This window comes from Marinifilum sp. D737 (assembly GCF_026672275.1).
In the GTDB taxonomy this organism is placed as follows: domain Bacteria; phylum Bacteroidota; class Bacteroidia; order Bacteroidales; family Marinifilaceae; genus Marinifilum.
In genome coordinates, this window is the sequence record NZ_JANQCD010000020.1 from 1 (window position 1) to 18,394 (window position 18,394).

Here is an 18,394-nt window from a genome sequence, read left to right on the forward strand (position 1 = left end):
GAAATTATGGTAGTAAGCATTTTGTACCTTTACATTAATCCCATAGGGACGATTTTATTTAACGTTCTATAAAATCAAACATATATTCATCCTGAAATGCTATTTCAAATTTCTCTAACAAACCCAAATACTCTTCTTTGAATGATTTTTTTTGATGATGCTTTTCCTGATCCATTATATATTGAATAACATTATTTCTTTGTGACCTGGAATAAGAAAATGCTCCATACCCTTCCTGCCATGAGAACTTTCCAGGAACAAACTTATTTTCATTAATCCATCTAGAAGAATTTGCTTTCACATCTCTTATAATATCTGATATGGCAGTACTTGTACTTAGTTCAAAAAAAACATGAACATGATCATTATGACCATTAACGCACAATGAAAATTGATTTTTGCTTTTCAAAATTCCTGACATATACTTGAATAGCTCCTCCCGAAAGCTTTTCTTCAATAAATTCTCTCTTCCCTTCACAGCAAATATTGCATGTATGTTTATTTGAGAATATGTATTGGCCATGTCTGCATTGTTTTGATTATTAAAATGTCACACCTACGGTGCTTATACCTAAATTTAATTTCTTCTACCATAATCGCGTGCCTATGGCACTCTATTATTAAGCCCGCCAGGCAAAATTATGGTAGTAAGCATTTTATACGTTTACATTAGTCCCACAGGGACGACATCACACTATTTTCTATACTTTAATTTAAAACTACATTCTAAACACTCCAAAATCAGGTTCTCCAAAGTCTTTGTTTAAAGAAGCTGCAATTCCCATTGCCAGAACTTTTCGTGTATCTGTAGGATCAATAATTCCATCATCCCACAGACGAGATGTACTGAAATATGCAGATCCTTCCTCTTCATACTTTTTCAAGATCTTTTCGCGCAGTTTGATTCTTTCTTCCGCATCGAACTCCTTGCCTTGCTTCTTCAGTTGTTGTTCTTTCACCTGTACCAATACACCCGCGGCCTGTTCACCACCCATAACGGATATTTTCGCATTAGGCCACATGAACAACAAACGAGGTTCGTAGGCACGACCAGCCATGGCATAATTCCCTGCACCAAACGAACCTCCAACTATCACAGTAAACTTGGGAACCTGGGCGTTTGCAACTGCATGAACCATTTTGGCACCGTCGCGTGCTATTCCTTTGTGTTCGTATTCTTTACCCACCATAAAACCTGTGATATTCTGCAGAAATACCAAAGGGATCTTACGGAAGCTACACAATTCAATAAAGTGAGCTGCTTTTAAAGAAGTTTCTGAAAAAATAATTCCATTGTTAGCGATAATCCCAACAGGATACCCCATGATTTTAGCAAATCCGGTAACAATAGTGGATGCATATCGCTCCTTAAATTCCTGAAAAGAACTATTATCAACAATTCGGGCAATTAATTCTCTTGCGTCAATAGGCTTTTTTAGATCCAATGGAGCCAATCCATACAAATCTTCAACTGGATATTGCGGTTCCTTAAAATCTTCTCGCTCTAAAGGATATTTTTGCACTTTAGGCATGGATTCGAATATATCTCTACAAATCTGAATGGCATGTCGATCATCTTCTGCCAAATGATCAGCAACACCTGAAATGGAGGTATGAATCTCAGCACCTCCCAATTCTTCTGCACTTACTTCTTCACCAGTAGCCGCTTTTACCAAGGGTGGTCCTCCAATAAAAATCGTTCCTTGTCCTTTCACAATAATGGTTTCATCACTCATGGCAGGAACATAAGCCCCTCCGGCGGTGCACGATCCCATTACAATGGAGATTTGTGGAATCCCTTTAGCGGACATCTTTGATTGATTGAAGAAAAATCGACCAAAATCATATTTGTCAGGAAACACTTTCGACTGCTCCGGAAGAAACACACCACCGGAATCCACCATATAAATACATGGCAAGTGATTTTCCATGGCTACTTCCTGTGCACGAATGTGTTTTTTAATGGTCTCCTTAATGTAGGTACCTCCTTTTACCGTGGCATCATTGGCAACAATCACACATTCACGTCCATGAACCACTCCAATCCCGGTTACAATTCCTGCTGATGGGAACTGATTCTCATACTGATCACAAGCAGCCATTGCCGACAATTCAAGGAAAGGAGTATTCTTGTCTAAAAGAAGTTCTATTCGGTCACGCACCAACAACTTTCCTCTTTTTAAATGTCTTTCACGAGCTTTTTCGTCTACTCCATTCATTACAGAATTTAAGCGATCACGATACTCAGTCATCAAGAGATTATAAGACTCTTTATTCTTAATAAAGTCTTCGGATTTGGTGTTTATTTTTGATTTTATTGTTTTCAATTTATTATGGATTTATAGTAGAGACGCAAAGCCTTGCGTCTCTACCAATAATTTACATATTACGTCTATATTGGCCGCCTACTTCGTACAAGGCATTGGTAATTTGTCCCAATGTACAATACTTACAAACCTCCATTAACTCAGCAAAAATGTTCTCATTCCTTAAAGCAGTCTCTTTTAACTTCCTCAAGGCTATATCTGCTTGTTCCTTATGATTCTTCTGAACCATTTCTTTGTACCTTACCTGATTTTCTTTCTCTGATTCATCGGAGCGAATTACTTCTTTCGGTTGAACCGTTGGAGAACCCAAAGAACTTAAGAAGGTATTCACACCAATAATTGGTAGCTTTCCATTGTGCTTCAAGCTCTCATAATGCAAGGATTCCGATTGAATTTTACTACGCTGATACATGGTTTCCATGGCACCCAAAACCCCACCTCGCTCGGTAAGTCTATCAAATTCCATCATTACTGCCTCTTCAACCAGTTCTGTTAACTCATCGATAATAAATGCTCCCTGCAATGGATTTTGATTCTTCGCCAATCCCAATTCGTTATTAATAATCAACTGAATGGCCATTGCCCTGCGAACCGATTCTTCAGTTGGTGTGGTTATTGCCTCATCGTAAGCATTGGTATGAAGTGAATTGCAATTGTCGTAAATTCCTGTAAGCGCTTGTAAAGTCGTACGAATATCGTTGAACTCTATTTCCTGCGCATGTAGTGATCTTCCCGAAGTTTGAATGTGATATTTCAATTTTTGAGAACGCTTGTTTGCCTTGTACAAATACTTCATGGCTTTGGCCCAGATGATTCGAGCTACACGACCAATTACGGTATACTCCGGATCCATTCCGTTAGAGAAGAAGAAAGACAAGTTAGGTGCGAAATCATCTACATTCATTCCTCTCGAAATGTAGTATTCAACCAAGGTAAAACCGTTTGCCAATGTAAATGCCAACTGACTAATCGGATTGGCTCCTGCTTCCGCAATGTGATATCCTGATATAGAAACCGAGTAGAAATTCCTTACCAGATTCTGGATAAAATATTCCTGAATATCTCCCATCATCTTCAAAGCAAAATCAATTGAGAATATGCAAGTATTCTGTGCCTGATCTTCCTTCAACATATCTGCTTGTACTGTACCTCGAACCCTACAAATTGTTTCGGATTTTATCTTTTCATAAACTTCATTTGGAAGCACCTGATCACCTGTTACACCAAGCAACATCAATCCCAATCCATTATTTCCTTCTGGTAAATCTCCGATGTATTGTACCCTCTCCTTTTCCTTATAGATTTCCTGAATTTTGGTCTCAATTTCATCTTCCAACCCATTTTCATGAATGTATTTCTCACATTGCTGATCAATGGCAACATTCATAAAATATCCGACTAACATTGGGGCCGGACCATTAATTGTCATGGATACCGATGTTTTGGGATCTACCAGATCAAATCCGGAATAGAGTTTTTTGGCATCATCCAAAGAAGCAATTGAAACACCTGAGTTTCCAACTTTTCCATATATATCGGGACGAACATCTGGATCAGCCCCATATAAGGTTACCGAATCAAATGCCGTTGACAATCGAACCGCAGGTTGTCCCATTGCCAAATAATGGAATCTTTTATTGGTACGTTCAGGAGCACCTTCTCCTGCAAACATTCTGGTTGGATCTTCTCCCTCTCTTTTAAACGGAAATACACCCGCTGCATATGGAAATTCTCCTGGTACATTCTCTTTCAAAGACCATTTTACAATATCTCCCCAGCTTTTATAGTCAGGCAAAACAATCTTTGGTATTCTATTGTGAGATAAGGTTTCGGTGTGTGTATCCACACAAATTTCCTTTCCTCTCACTTCATATTTGAAAATATCCTCCTTGTATCTTTTTACTTTTTCCTTCCACCCCTCAACAATATCCTTATGCTTGAAATCCGTTGAAAGTTTGGTAAACTCCTTCTCAATTGACCTTTGGGCAATTTCATCATCTACCAAATCAGAAGACTTTCTTAAAGCATACAACTGATCCGCTATTTCAGCCTGATCTTCCACTTTTCGATTGTATTTTCGAACTGTTTCTGAAATATCAGATAAGTAACGAACCCTTGAAGGAGGGACGATCTCAATCTTCTTGCTTGCCTCTAACAATGGTTTTCCGTTGATCTCAAACTGCTTCACTCCTTGTTTACCAAGGAAGTTAATTAAAGCATGGTACAAATCATTTACACCATGATCATTAAATTGAGAAGCAACCGTTCCGAATACAGGCATTTCTTCAGGATCCTGATCAAAAAGCATGTGATTGCGTTGATATTGCTTTTTTACATCTCTTAATGCATCCTGAGCCCCTTGTTTATCGAATTTATTGATGGCAACCAAATCGGCAAAATCAAGCATATCAATTTTTTCCAATTGAGTTGCTGCTCCAAATTCGGGAGTCATCACATAAAGTTTCACATCGCTGTAATCCACAATTTCGGTGTCCGATTGCCCGATACCAGAACTTTCCAAAAAGATACAGTCAAAATTAGCCGCTTTCATAATCATCAAGGCATCATCTACATGCTTTGACAAAGCTAAATTTGCCCTTCTTGTTGCCAATGACCTCAAATAGACATTGGAGTTATGAATGGCATTCATTCTGATTCTATCTCCTAATAATGCTCCTCCACTTTTCTTTCGGGATGGATCGACAGATAGAATGGCCAATTTCAAATTTGGATAATCGATCTGAAATCTACGAATCAATTCATCTGTTAGAGATGATTTTCCTGCTCCTCCTGTCCCTGTTATTCCAATTACCGGAGTATGATTAACTTTAACATGATTCTTTAACTTCAAATACAGATCAGATCCCTGAATTTCATCATGTTCCGCCAAACTTATTAGCCTTGCTAAAGTATTAATATCAGCAAATGAAATCTCTTCTATTTTAGGTAATTCAATCTTACTCAATTCATAATCCGACTGCTCCAAAACTTCATTAATCATCCCTTGTAAACCAAGGTTTCTGCCATCATCAGGAGAATATAGGCCTGCAATACCATAGGCTTGCAACTCCTTAATTTCTTCTGGCAAAATTACACCGCCACCACCTCCAAAAATCTGGATATGACCTGCATTTTTCTCCTGCAATAAATCATACATGTACTTGAAAAACTCAATATGCCCTCCTTGATAAGAGCTGATTGCAATGGCCTGAGCATCTTCCTGTATGGCACAATCAACAATCTCTTCGGCAGAGCGATTGTGCCCAAGGTGAATGACCTCAGCACCAGAAGCCTGAATAATTCTGCGCATGATGTTTATTGAGGCATCATGACCATCAAATAATGATGTAGCAGTTACTATTCTTACAGCATTTTTCAGTTTGTATGTGGCAGGTGTGTTCATGATACTTAATTTCTACAATTCAAGTGCTTTCTCTATAATTTCAGCAACATCTAAATTCTGAAGCTCAGATTCCTTATTTTTTAATTTGATACCATCAGTCAACATGGTCATGCAGAACGGACAGGCCGAAGCCACCTTATCCACTTTTCTTTCTATAATTTCCTCTGTTCGTTCAATGTTTACCTCCTTATTTCCCTTTTCAGCCTCCTTAAACATCTGTGCTCCACCAGCACCACAACACAATCCGAAACTTCTGGATCTCTTCAATTCTTTCACATCACCAAACACAGCCTTTACCACATTTCTAGGTGCGTCATAAATCTTATTTCCTCTTCCCAAATAACAAGGGTCGTGATAGGTAATCGATTCTCCTTTGAATGGATTATTTTCAAGCTTCAACTTACCATCCTGAATCATTTCATCCAAGAACTCGGTATAGTTGATCACATTGTAATTTCCACCCAATTCCGGATACTCATTCTTGAGTGTGTTGTAACAGTGAGGACAAGTACAAATGATTTTATCCACCTCATAAGCATTCAAAACCTCAATATTTTGCATGGCTTGCATTTGGAAAAGCATCTCATTGCCAGCCCGTTTAGCAGCATCGCCCGTACAACTTTCTTCTTTCCCAAGAACAGCATAGCTAAGCTCAAGATGATTTAAGATTTTGGCAAATGCACGTGCCACCTTTTGATATCTATCATCAAAAGCTCCTGCACATCCAACCCAGTATAGGTATTCCGGTTTTTCGCCTTTTGCCGCCAAGTCGGCCATTACCGGTACATGTAGTTTTTTATCTGTCATTTAATATATTTTTTTTGTTAGAGACGCAAGGCCTTGCTTCTCTACAGTAATATCATTGAATATTTTCTAACCTTCTGTCCATTTCAGGCGATCTTCAGGTGAAAATTGCCATGGTGCACCATTGTTTTCGATATTGGTAAACATGGTATTCAATTCTGCAGGTGCTGCTGCTTCTTCCATCACCAGGTACCTTCTCATATCCATAATTAAATTTGGATGACTGATATCAATTGGACATTCCTGGGCACATGCATTACAAGTTGTACAAGCCCAAAGTTCCTCTTCGGTAATGTAATCTCTCAACAAGGACTTGCCGTCATCTTCTCCTTTAATGGCAATCGGTCCTTTTTCATCCATTCGCTTTCGCAAATCCACAAATATCTTTCGAGGAGATAATAGTTTTCCTGTGATATTGGCAGGACAAACATCCGTACAACGGCCACATTGTGTACAAGCCAGAGAATCCATATAGTTTTTCCAGCTTACATCCTCTACATCCTTTACACCAAACCTTGCTACTTCTTCACTTTCATCATAAGCCGCTTCGGGATCTAACATCAACTTAACTTCTTTTGTAATGCTTTCCAGATTTGGATATTTGGTAAGTGGCTCCAGATTGGCGAGAAATACATTAGGGACTGACAGAAATACATGAAAATGCTTGGAGTATGGAAGATAGTTTGCAAATACAAAAATCAGTAAAATGTGTATCCACCAACCAGGTTCCTGCAACCATCCTAAATCCAAATTAACCAAGTTTACAATTGCTGCTGATACGGGATATACTCCTTCATATCCAATGGGATGATTACTAATGTATCCAACATTAAAAGCCAATAAGGAAAGCATTAGCAAACCGATAAAAGACAAGGCAATTTGAGCATCCCAATAAGATTTGGACGACATCTCAACCCCTGTAAATCGCTTAATCCGAAGAATGCTTCTTCTTAAACTAAAAGCCTTTATAAAGACAATAATTAGCAATGCAAACACATCACCCGAGGCCATTACAAAATCATAAAACCAGCCGGTAAAAGCAAATGATCGCTCCAATCCAAACACTCCATCAATCACAATCTCAATACTTCCCAGAGTAATTACCAGAAATCCCCAAAACACCAGGGCATGCATTAAACCAATTACAGGCTTTCTGAAGATTTTGGTCTGCCCAAAAGCCACATCCATGGTATGAGAAATTCTGGCTCCAATGTTTTTGATCGGATACGATGACTTAGTCAGTTTAAAGAAAGCCCATAATCGTTTCACCGACCAGGCAAAAACACCCAAGCTTATTGCCAATGAAATAATGAAGAGGATCTGTTTTGTCATGTTTTTAAGATTTATGGTATTCTGTTATATTTTTTCACTTTGTATTACAATTCCTCTACAGTTTAAGAAGAATCGAGCTACAAGCTTCAAGTCACAAGCTTTGTTGATACTTAAAGCTTGCTACCTGATACTACTTTCATGATTTAGAATTCCTAAAAGCCTCCGTTAATCTTGGTAATACATCCATCACATCTCCAACAATACCATAATCGGCCACACTGAATATTGGTGCCTCAGGATCTGTATTAATCGCAACAATGCACTTGCTTCTGCTAATACCAGCAACATGCTGAATTGCACCAGATATACCTGCAGCGATATACAAGTTTGGAGCAATCACTTTTCCTGTTTGACCAACATGCTCTTCATGTCCGCGCCATCCTTCATCAGAAACCGGACGAGAACAAGCAGTTGCAGCTCCTAGTACCTCTGCCAACTCTTCCACTGGTGCCCAATTTTCAGGACTACGCATTCCTCTTCCTGCAGAAACTACTACATCTGCATCAGATAAAATTACTTTATCCTTTTGCTCTTCTTCTTCTACAATCTTTACTTTAAACAAGTTTGTATCAATATCTACAGCAAACTCTTCAATAGTGATATCACAAGGATTTTCTACCAAGCCAAAACAGTTTTTCGCAATGGTAAGTATCTTTTTATCAGATTTGATTTGAACATGTCCAAATGCTTTTCCTGAGAAAACTCTTTTCTTCACTACAAATGGATCAAGAGAAACAGGCAACTCTTGAACAGCAGCTACAAGTCCTGCTTTTAATTTAACCGATACCCTGGGAGCTATTGCTTTTCCACTGTTGTTATCAGACAAAACAATTGCCTCAGCTCCCACAGACTCTGCTGCTTTTGCAACAATATCTGCGTAAGCTCTACTCGTTAAAGTATTCAATTTCGGATCACTAACAGTGAGAACTTTATCTGCACCATAGTTCCCTAATAATTTTAATTCTTCTTCGGCAAGCTCTCCAATAGAAAGCACTACCATATTTGTATTTAGCTGATTCGCTAAAGCTTTTGTATATGAAACCAATTCAAAGGAGGAATTCTTAAATTTCCCATTCCAATTCTTGGCAAATGCAATTACAGACATAGGCTAAGTTTTAAATGTTATTACTTAGTTTTAGATTTGAGAAAGAGACATTTGTTTAAAATCAATGCAGTCATTCTCACACCTACTTCTTTTTTTATTAAAGCACTTTTGCTTCATTCTTTAACAGATCAACCAGTTGTTCTGCCGATTCTGAATCAATCATTTTACATGCACCTTTTTCCTGTGGCAATTCAAACTTTATCGACTCAGTTAACACTTCCAGTTCGGCAGCTGGTTTAACTTCCAGAGGTTTCTTACGTGCCATCATGATTCCACGCATAGATGGAATTCTAGGTTCCATTGCGATTCCCTTTTGAACAACCGCTACAAATGGAGTTTCAGTTTTTAGTACCTGCTTTCCACCTGGAATTGCACGATTCACCTGAATATCATCATCATCCAGGTTAACTGATGTAACAGATGAGATTCCCGGATAATCCATAAACTCAGCAATCATAGCTCCAACAGAGGATCCATTGTAATCGCTCGATTCAATACCACTAAAAATGATATCAAATGGGTTCTCCTTTAAATATTCTGCAATTTGCCCCGCTACATGATAAGCATCTGCAGGACATGCATCAATTCTTACTGCTTTGTCGGCACCAATGGCAAGAGCCTTTCTAAGAGTAGCATCAGCACTTGCACCACCAACATGAATTACACATATTTCATTCACTGAATTACCAGCATCTTCCTTTAATTCCATGGCACGAGTCAATGCCAACTCATCCCAGGGATTAATGATCCACTGCACACCAGAGTCATCAAACAGGCTGTCTCCCTCTTTAAATTTAACTTTGGTGGTTGTATCTGGAACATTACTTATACATACTAATATTTTCATAAGCGATCTTTTTTATATATGATATAAGAGAAATAGAAGATTCCTTTCTCTTTTATTTTTTCAAATTTTTAATCCACCAAACCTCTTGAAATTACAATCTTTTGAATTTCTGAAGTCCCTTCATAGATCTGCGTTAGCTTGGCATCTCTCATCAATCTTTCAACATGATATTCTTTCACATAGCCATATCCGCCATGAATCTGAACTGCTTCGGTAGTAACTTTCATAGCTGTTTCTGCCGCATATAGTTTAGCCATAGCACTTGCATGTCCATATGGTTTACCCTGATCTTTCAGCCAAGCCGCTTTTAAGCAGAAAAAGCGAGCAGCCTCAATTTCCGTAGCCATATCCGCTAGTTTGAAGGCAATTGCCTGGTGGTTTATAATTTCTTTTCCGAATGTTTTTCTTTCCTGAGCATATTTCAGTGCCAACTCATAGGCTCCCGAAGCAATTCCCAATGCCTGAGATGCAATACCTATTCTTCCTCCTTCAAGTGATTTCATTGCGAATTTGAATCCAAATCCTTCTTCTCCCAGTAAATTCTCCTTTGGCACTTTTACATTGTTAAACATTACTGAATGAGTGTCGGATGCACGCATTCCCATTTTATTTTCATGTGGTCCAACCGATATTCCTTCCGAATCTGCCTCCACAATTAATGCATTTATTCCCCTGTGTTTTAATTCTGGTTTAGTTTGAGCAATTACAATATATGTAGAAGCTGTTTTTCCACTTGTAATCCAATTTTTGGTTCCGTTTAGCAGATAATGATCTCCCATATCAACAGCTGTTGTTCGCTGAGATGTAGCATCGGACCCGGCTTCAGGTTCTGATAAAAGGAAAGCACCAATCTTTTCGCCTCGAGCCATTTGCTTTAAATATTTCTGCTTCTGCTCTTCGGTTCCATACTTTTCAACCCCCCAACAAACCAATGAATTGTTTACCGACATGATTACAGAAACCGATGAATCGATTTTAGAAATTTCTTCCATGGCCAATACATAAGAAATGGTATCCATTCCTCCTCCATCATAATCAAGACCAACAAGCATTCCCAGAAAACCAAGTTCTCCAAGCTTCTTTACCTGATCAGTTGGATATATCGCTTTTTCGTCTCGTTCAATTACTCCAGGTAACAATTCTCTTTGAGCAAAATCACGAGCTGCATCTCGAATCATCAATTGTTCTTCGGTGAATTCAAAATTCATAGTGTTTGTTTTTAGGTGTGATTAAATCAGCCAATAGCCCTTAGCTTTTTGGCTATTAGCTGATCTGTATTATTTCTACTTCATTTTATTCTTTTTAATTCCTACTCTCCTCTCTTGTAAACAATTGCCACAAGAGATTTATCATCTCCCCCCATATTTACGGTCATACCGTAAGGTCTGTCTTCTTTCATTTCAATTTGAGCATCACCAGCTTTACCTGTTAATTGTTCCCAGATTGTAACTGCCTGATGCACCCCGGTAGCTCCTGTTGGGTGTCCCCAACCAATAAGACCACCTGTTGTATTAAATGGCACCTTACCACAGCGTGAAGTATGTCCTTCCAATACAAAATCTACACCCTTGCCTTCCTCTGCAAAACCAATGGCTTCAGCACCCATGATACCGGCAATCGAGAAACAGTCATGTACTTCAACAGTACCAATCTGATCCACTGTAATACCAGCCATTTCCATCGCTTTGGCAGCTGCTGCTTTCATGGTAGTCAAACAAGTCATGTTTTCTGGTTCCTTAGTAATATCAGAAGCAGCCTGACCAATACCTACAACTTCAACGGCATCTTTTGGATCAATTCCAACATTCTTCAAACCTTCTTCGGATACAATCGCAATAGCAGATGCTCCGTCAGAAACTTTTGAACAATCGGAATAGTTCAGATGATCAACAAACTTCTTAGGATTCAATGGCATTTTTGCCGTTCCCTCAAGATCCTTGCTTTTATTATGGAATTCCTGAGCCGTTTCGCATAAACGAGCATTTTCGATGGCATTGCAATACCACTTTGCCATAGCTTCCCTGGTCTTTTCCTTACCAAACTTTTCGTAATAAGCTCCTGCTCTGTTACTAAATACGCCCGGGAAGAAATAAGCATGACCATCTTTCCTGGTTTTCATCCAGCCAGCACCTGCCAACACATCGGCACCATACATGGCCTTCATGGTATTCTGAACCTCGAAACCAAGAGCCAAAACAACATCCGCTGTTTCAGCCAAAATCGATTTGATTCCACTTGCCAAGGCCAAGCCACCTGAAGCACAAGCTCCTTCAACACTAATGGCTGGTTTGTGCTTCAAACCTTCATCAATCATTGGTAAAAATGCTGGTAAATTGGCCTGCTTGTTAAATCGAGATGCCATAAAGTTTCCAATTACTCCTTCATCTACATTTTCAGCACCACCAATCATTTTCAATGTAGCCTGCCCAGCTTCCTTGATGTAATGCTCAAGATCAGGACGTGGCTTCTTCGGGTGAAACTCTTTTCGGCCGGTTCCCATTGACACTGTATTGTAACCAGCTACCATATATACTTTTTTGCGTAAAGCTTTCATTGTTGTGTTTGTTAGTGCTTTTTAGAAATAATCGTTAATTGGCCCGTAAGCATGGAAAAATCCTGTTTCCAATACTGTATTTACATCATCAGCTGAGGCTGCAACCTCTGTATCAACCAGCATTTGACCAATTGCCTTAGAGTTCTGTCCGTATGCTACTGCAAGGTTTGCCCCTACACTATCAATCTGATGCAGTTCTTTGAAGAATTTCTCCAAATACTCAAACTTATTCTTATCTCTCACAACTGTTTTCCAGTAGATTTTCAATGTTGGCAACTCACCCATTTTTGCTGCACAATCCATTTCAATATCTTCTTTAGAAACATATTTACCAGCACCAAAATCATATACATGTGTGATTCTGCCTTTCTGGTATTTAAAAACACCATCCTTCTGCGATCCGTCGGCATACTGTCCACCTTTCACTTCTCTATCAAACAATTCATTCAATACATCATGCGATAGGGTTTCATTTGGGAAAGAAGGCTGCATGCTGGCCAAAATAAATTTGGTAACATCCACTCCCACATAATCTATTAACTGGAAAATACCCATTGGTCGAACCAATAAATCTCTACTAATGGTATCAATCATGAAGAAAGCTTTTGCCCATCCTTCAGTTTCCGCCAATTTTTGAGCTTGATTTAAAGCATACAAAGCATCGCGCATGAAGTGACCATTACCAATAAAACCAGCAACGTCTTTCGATGGAACGATAATTTTACGCATCGATTTTGCCAATGCAATTGAGAATTCATTCAATTCATCTCCTGTATTATCACACTTGATAATTTCCAATAATTTCTGAATTACAGGAGGATTATAGAAATGGTATCCAACGATATTTCCATTCAAGCCAGCTTCCTTTTCAATTTCTCCAATAGGAATCGAAGATGTATTGGTAAGGAACCAGGCATTTGGATTGTTTTGTTTGATTTGAGAGAACAATTTAACCTTAAGGTCTTTGTCTTCCTTAATTGCCTCAAAAATCAACTCCGATTCGTAAGTGGTTTCAATTCTGGTTGATGTTTGAATCATTGCCATCACATCTTCAACGAATTGATTGATTACATCTTCATTGTCAACAAGGTTTTCCTTGTCGGCATACCAGTCACGTAGCTCTACAATATTCTTTTCTGCATGTTTCAGCAACTGAGATCTAACATAGCCTAATAAGTTTACCAAAGCAGGCTGCGATACATCAATCGCATTCAACACAAATTGTTCGTTTGATTTTTTGCCAATTTTCAGTTTGGCCATTTCGAATGAAAGTAATACCAGAATTCCGCTACCCATTTTCCCAGCAGCTCCCAATACACTCACATTTTTCATTTTAGGGACTAAATCCATACGTTTATTGTTTTATTTAATTTTCTTAATCAGTTCATGGTGCAATTCACCCAATTGAGTCAACTTAAAAAACCCATCATCACTACCTACAAATCCCCTTTACGGCGATAAGCTTCCCCACTAAAATTGAATGTTACCAATTAGGCTGACGCTTCTCTAAGAAGGCATTAACACCCTCTTCGCGTTCTTTCTGATCATCCTTGAACAACCTACCGAACTCTTTCGATTCCATCTTGCCTGCTTCTTTGCTATTCAGCTCTAGTCCTTCGCGAACCATCTCTTTTACAAGGCGCAATGCATTTGGACTTTTACCCGCAATCTTTTCAGCAAGTTTTATGGTATCTTCCAGAACCAGATCTGGTTCAGATAGTTTCTGAACAACTCCCAGGTTATAAGCTTCCTGTGCAGTTATTCCTTCTCCGAGCATCATTAAATACATGGCATTACCAGCTCCTACCAATCGTGGCAATCGTTGTGTTCCGTTAAAACCAGGAATCAATCCCAGGTTAACCTCAGGCAAACCCAAGCGGGCCTTTTCACTGGCAACTCTAATATCGCAAGCTAGTGCCAATTCCAACCCTCCTCCAAGGGCAAATCCATTAATGGCTGCAATTACAGGAATTTCCAAATTCGCAATTAAATCGAATACTCGTTTGCCTGTTTCAGAAAAATCGTAGGCATTTTGAGGAGAGTATTCCTGCATGGCTTTGATATCCGCTCCAGCAATAAAGGCTTTGCCTTCTCCGGTAATGATTAATACTCGAATGTCATTCACATTCTCGCTTTCCAAAAAGCAAGTCAAATCCTTAAAAACCTCTTCATTTAAGGCATTTAGGGCTTTAGGACGATCAAGAGTTAGAATCCCTATTCTATCTCTTTTTTCAAATTTTAAATAATTGTACTTCATAGGTGTGAGTAAGACTTTTTTTCATCTACATATTTAAATATAATAAAAACTCTTAACTCTCAAAAGCTAATTTGCCATGCATTCAACCCATTAGCCTACACCTCCTAGATTTACAGGGATTTAGAGATACTAAAAAAATCAAAAAAAGACCTCTTATTCTTTTAATGAGTTTTTAAAATAAAAAACCCGATTCAAATTTGAACCGGGTTAACTATAATAAGAATTAAAATCTTTTTCTAATTATGCCATGTTGTGATATACGTTTTGTACATCATCGTTATCTTCTAATTTTTCCAATAACTTTTCAACATCAGCCACCTGATCTTCAGGCAACTCTTTGGTATCCATTGGAATTCTTTCGAAACCAGATGAGATCACAGTCATGTCATTCTCTTCAAGGTAAGCTTGAATTTTACCAAAATCAGTAAACTCTCCATAAAGCATAACACCATCTTCTTCTGCAAATACTTCTTCAACTCCAAGATCGATCAATTCGAATTCTAATTCTTCAATATCGTATTCTTTATTTTCAATTTTGAAGTGACATTTGCGCTCAAACATAAATTCAACGCTACCTGCAGTACCTAAACTACCTTTGCATTTGTTAAAGTATGAACGAACATCTGCTACTGTTCTGGTATGATTATCGGTTGCTGTTTCAACAAGAATAGCGATTCCGTGTGGTGCGTATCCTTCGTAAACAATCTCTTTGAAATCCTTCTGCTCCTTTGAAGAAGCTTTCTTAATGGCACGCTCAACATTATCCTTAGGCATGTTGGCTGCCTTAGCATTTTGAATAACCGCACGCAAACGAGCATTAGTTGACGGATCAGGGCCACCTTCTTTTACTGCAATAACAATATCCTTCCCAATTCGGGTAAAGGCTTTGGCCATCTTATCCCAACGCTTCATTTTACGCGCTTTTCTAAATTCGAATGCTCTTCCCATAATTTATGTATAAAATTTTTCCGCAAAAATAACACATGTAATTCAATCTGTGAAACGAATCTGGAATTTTTATTGGTTAATCCAATTATAAAAGCTTTTGGCTATTTGCTTTTGGCCATTAGCTTCAAGCTTTTAGTCTTGATAAAATATTAAGACTGTTAGTAAAAGCCAACGGCTAAAGGCGTAATAGCTTATTTAATTTTTGCCATTAGGTGAAAATTGATGCACAGTCAATTAAGATTCTCAGCTTGAATTGTTCATGTAAACTGAGATTGCTCATTGTTTGCGGGTAAGCGATTTCTTATCTTAGCCCTGTTAATTCAATAATTCGATAACAAACCTAATCAGATGAAGAAAATTTTTATTCTTTGTGCTGCATTTTTAACTTTAGTATCAACTACTAATCAAGTTATTGCAGAAAAGAAGGCAGAAACCTCTAACATTACTGCCGAAACAATTAAATCGACCATTGAGGAATTAAGCACCAATTGTTTGGATAAAGCTTTACTTGAAAAAGGCGTTAAACACGCTGCTAGTCTTTGGCGCTTGAGCGACGGAACAGAAGCAGATTTTAAAAACTTCTGTAAGAAAAGCTATATCGCCGACAAGGCTGAAAAGGAAATGGTGTTCCAGAAAATCTCTAGAAATCTTGAGATCATCACAGGACACTTTAACAAGATTACCCTTGATTTATTGGAGCCTGTTCATTTGAATACCTTTGAGCAGCACCCTATCGACAATGCTTTTGGTGCTTACAGCGTTGGTTCACACTGGATGAACGATTTCTACAACAACAAAATTGCTTTTACCATTGCATTGAACTTCCCATCGTTTAGCCTTGCTGAGAAAGAAGCCAATGCGAAAAACTGGACTCGTGAGGAATGGGCATACGCTCGTTTGGGTGACTACTTTACAGCAAGAGTTCCTTCGGAATTGTTGCAAGCTGCCGGAACGGCTGCTGCAGGTTCTGATGTGTACATTGCAGACTATAACATTTATGTAGGTCACCTTACCGATAAGAAAGGAAACCGTTTCTTCCCGGAAGATAAGGTATTGCTTTCTCACTGGAACCTACGTGATGAAATCAAAGCGAACTATGCCAACAAAAAAGATGGTTTAGACAAGCAAAAGATGATTTACCAGGTAATGAAGAGAATCATCTCTCAGGAAATCCCTGAAAAGGTAATTAACTCGGGTGATTTTGAATGGGATCCATACACTAACGTGGTTTACAAGGCTGGTAAAACTGTTGATGCTACTCCGGAACCAAACGAGAGATATCAGCAAATCCTGAATAACTTCCACGCAAACAAAGCAATTGATCCTTACTATCCAGATCAGAATACATTTATCAAAAGACAGTACGACGGCGCAAAAGAGATCTCTGCGGAAGCAACTGAAAAGATTTTCTCGGCATTCTTAAGCTCTGAAGAGACCAAAAAAGTTGGTAAACTGATTCAGAAAAGATTGGGTCGTAAGTTACAGCCATTCGATATTTGGTACGATGGTTTCAAGGCTCGTAGTGGAATGGATGAGTCGAAACTAGATGCGCAAACCAGAGGTTTGTATCCTGATGCTGCTGCTTTGGAAGCTGACTTGGCGAACCTATTGGTAAAGTTGGGTTACGACAAGGAAAGAGCTCAGTGGTTGGCAGACAGAATTGCGGTTGATCCTGCAAGAGGTTCAGGTCACGCCTGGGGTGGCGCTGCAAAAGGACAAAAAGCTCACTTGCGTACCAGAATTGGTGCAAAAGGTATGGATTACAAGGGTTACAACATCGCGATCCACGAGTTTGGACACAATGTTGAGCAAACCATCTCGCTATATGATGTGGACAACTTTGTAATGAACGGTGTTCCTAACACTGCATTTACCGAGGCTTTGGCATTTATCTTCCAGAAGCGCGACATGTTGCTATTGGACGTTAAAGATGATTCGCCACAAAAAGAAGCTTTAAAGAAACTGGATCTTTTCTGGAGTGCTTACGAAATTATGGGTGTTTCCTTGGTTGACATTCGCATGTGGAGATGGTTGTATGAAAATCCTAATGCTACTGCTGCTGAATTGCGCGATGCTACCATGGATATCGCGAAAGCGGTTTGGAATGAGTTCTATGCTCCTGTTTATGGTGTGAAGGATCAACCAATTTTGGCGGTATACTCGCACATGTTGAACAGTCCGTTGTACCTATCGAACTACGCATTTGGTAATGTAATTGAGTTCCAATTGGAGCAACACCTAAAAGGTAAAACTTTCCCGAACGAAGTAGATCGTATCTTTAAGCAAGGTCGTTTGACACCTAACCAATGGATGGTTGAGGCTACTGGTAATGATTTATCGGCTGAACCTCTATTGAATGCGGCTAAAGAGGCTTTAAAAGAGTTAAAGTAAGATATTCGTGATGGCTTTTGGCCATTGACATTATAGAATTGAAGGTCATCTCGGAAGGGATGGCCTTTTTTCTTTATTAACACCTCATTCTATCTTTCTCCTTGAGGAGAAAAGAACACCTAATGTAAAAAAGACATATTGAAATTGCCTGAAAGGTAAAGATCATTCAGCCCAGGGGAAGGGAGTGATAATTACCGTCGCCCTGGGTTAATGATCCAATTTATTATCGTCGCTATTGTGAATATTGTTTGGTCTGGGTGGTTTATGGCGACGAATATGGAATGTTTGTTTTGTCTTCAAGCCAGACGGGCTGTTCTTTTATCATTGCTATAAAAGAACCAAAAGATCTAGACGCCAAAAATTTCATTACCCATAACGACTTAAAGTCTAAACAGAATAATATTCACTCGTACCTCGCTCATGGAA

Annotated in this window: 13 protein-coding genes; 1 reads left to right on the forward strand and 12 read right to left on the reverse strand. The window is 38.8% G+C overall.

Features of this window, described 5'->3' with window-relative positions; translation table 11 throughout:
• Positions 1 to 58 precede the first annotated feature (58 nt).
• The 12 genes from tnpA to NQ163_RS12640 form a co-directional block, all read right to left on the reverse strand.
• Positions 59 to 523, reverse strand: coding sequence for an IS200/IS605 family transposase (gene tnpA, locus NQ163_RS12585; RefSeq protein ID WP_268190665.1), 465 nt, complete (start codon positions 521 to 523; stop codon positions 59 to 61).
• Positions 524 to 719: 196 nt separating this feature from the next.
• Positions 720 to 2,327, reverse strand: a complete 1,608-nt coding sequence (locus NQ163_RS12590; RefSeq protein ID WP_326493328.1) for a carboxyl transferase domain-containing protein — start codon at positions 2,325 to 2,327, stop codon at positions 720 to 722.
• A gap of 52 nt (positions 2,328 to 2,379) precedes the next feature.
• Positions 2,380 to 5,730 carry a methylmalonyl-CoA mutase family protein gene (locus tag NQ163_RS12595; RefSeq protein ID WP_268190666.1) on the reverse strand — a complete coding sequence of 1,117 codons (3,351 nt, stop codon included), beginning with the start codon at positions 5,728 to 5,730 and terminating at the stop codon, positions 2,380 to 2,382.
• Between the two features lie 12 nt (positions 5,731 to 5,742).
• Complete coding sequence (locus tag NQ163_RS12600; protein ID WP_268190667.1) at positions 5,743 to 6,537, reverse strand: (Fe-S)-binding protein; 795 nt, start codon at positions 6,535 to 6,537, stop codon at positions 5,743 to 5,745.
• Positions 6,538 to 6,603: 66 nt separating this feature from the next.
• A complete protein-coding gene (locus tag NQ163_RS12605; RefSeq protein ID WP_268190668.1) occupies positions 6,604 to 7,866 on the reverse strand; it encodes a 4Fe-4S dicluster domain-containing protein in 1,263 nt (420 codons plus the stop codon).
• 136 nt (positions 7,867 to 8,002) lie between these two features.
• The gene (locus NQ163_RS12610; protein WP_268190669.1) at positions 8,003 to 8,971 is read right to left on the reverse strand and encodes an electron transfer flavoprotein subunit alpha/FixB family protein; all 969 of its coding nucleotides are present in this window, start codon (positions 8,969 to 8,971) and stop codon (positions 8,003 to 8,005) included.
• A 97-nt stretch (positions 8,972 to 9,068) separates the two neighbouring features.
• Positions 9,069 to 9,818, reverse strand: coding sequence for an electron transfer flavoprotein subunit beta/FixA family protein (locus NQ163_RS12615; RefSeq protein WP_268190670.1), 750 nt, complete (start codon positions 9,816 to 9,818; stop codon positions 9,069 to 9,071).
• Positions 9,819 to 9,886: 68 nt separating this feature from the next.
• On the reverse strand, positions 9,887 to 11,026 hold the full coding sequence (locus tag NQ163_RS12620) for an acyl-CoA dehydrogenase (protein WP_268190671.1): 1,140 nt from the start codon (positions 11,024 to 11,026) through the stop codon (positions 9,887 to 9,889).
• Positions 11,027 to 11,127: 101 nt separating this feature from the next.
• Entirely contained in the window at positions 11,128 to 12,372 is a 1,245-nt protein-coding gene (locus tag NQ163_RS12625) for a thiolase C-terminal domain-containing protein (RefSeq protein ID WP_268190672.1), read from the reverse strand.
• A 21-nt stretch (positions 12,373 to 12,393) separates the two neighbouring features.
• Complete coding sequence (locus NQ163_RS12630; RefSeq protein WP_268190673.1) at positions 12,394 to 13,722, reverse strand: 3-hydroxyacyl-CoA dehydrogenase family protein; 1,329 nt, start codon at positions 13,720 to 13,722, stop codon at positions 12,394 to 12,396.
• Between the two features lie 133 nt (positions 13,723 to 13,855).
• Positions 13,856 to 14,629, reverse strand: coding sequence for an enoyl-CoA hydratase/isomerase family protein (locus NQ163_RS12635; RefSeq protein WP_268190674.1), 774 nt, complete (start codon positions 14,627 to 14,629; stop codon positions 13,856 to 13,858).
• Between the two features lie 240 nt (positions 14,630 to 14,869).
• Entirely contained in the window at positions 14,870 to 15,577 is a 708-nt protein-coding gene (locus NQ163_RS12640; protein ID WP_110359859.1) for a YebC/PmpR family DNA-binding transcriptional regulator, read from the reverse strand.
• Between the two features lie 348 nt (positions 15,578 to 15,925).
• Here NQ163_RS12640 and NQ163_RS12645 point away from each other — a divergent pair, with 348 nt between their 5' ends.
• Positions 15,926 to 17,968, forward strand: a complete 2,043-nt coding sequence (locus NQ163_RS12645) for a hypothetical protein (protein WP_268190675.1) — start codon at positions 15,926 to 15,928, stop codon at positions 17,966 to 17,968.
• Positions 17,969 to 18,394: the final 426 nt, after the last annotated feature.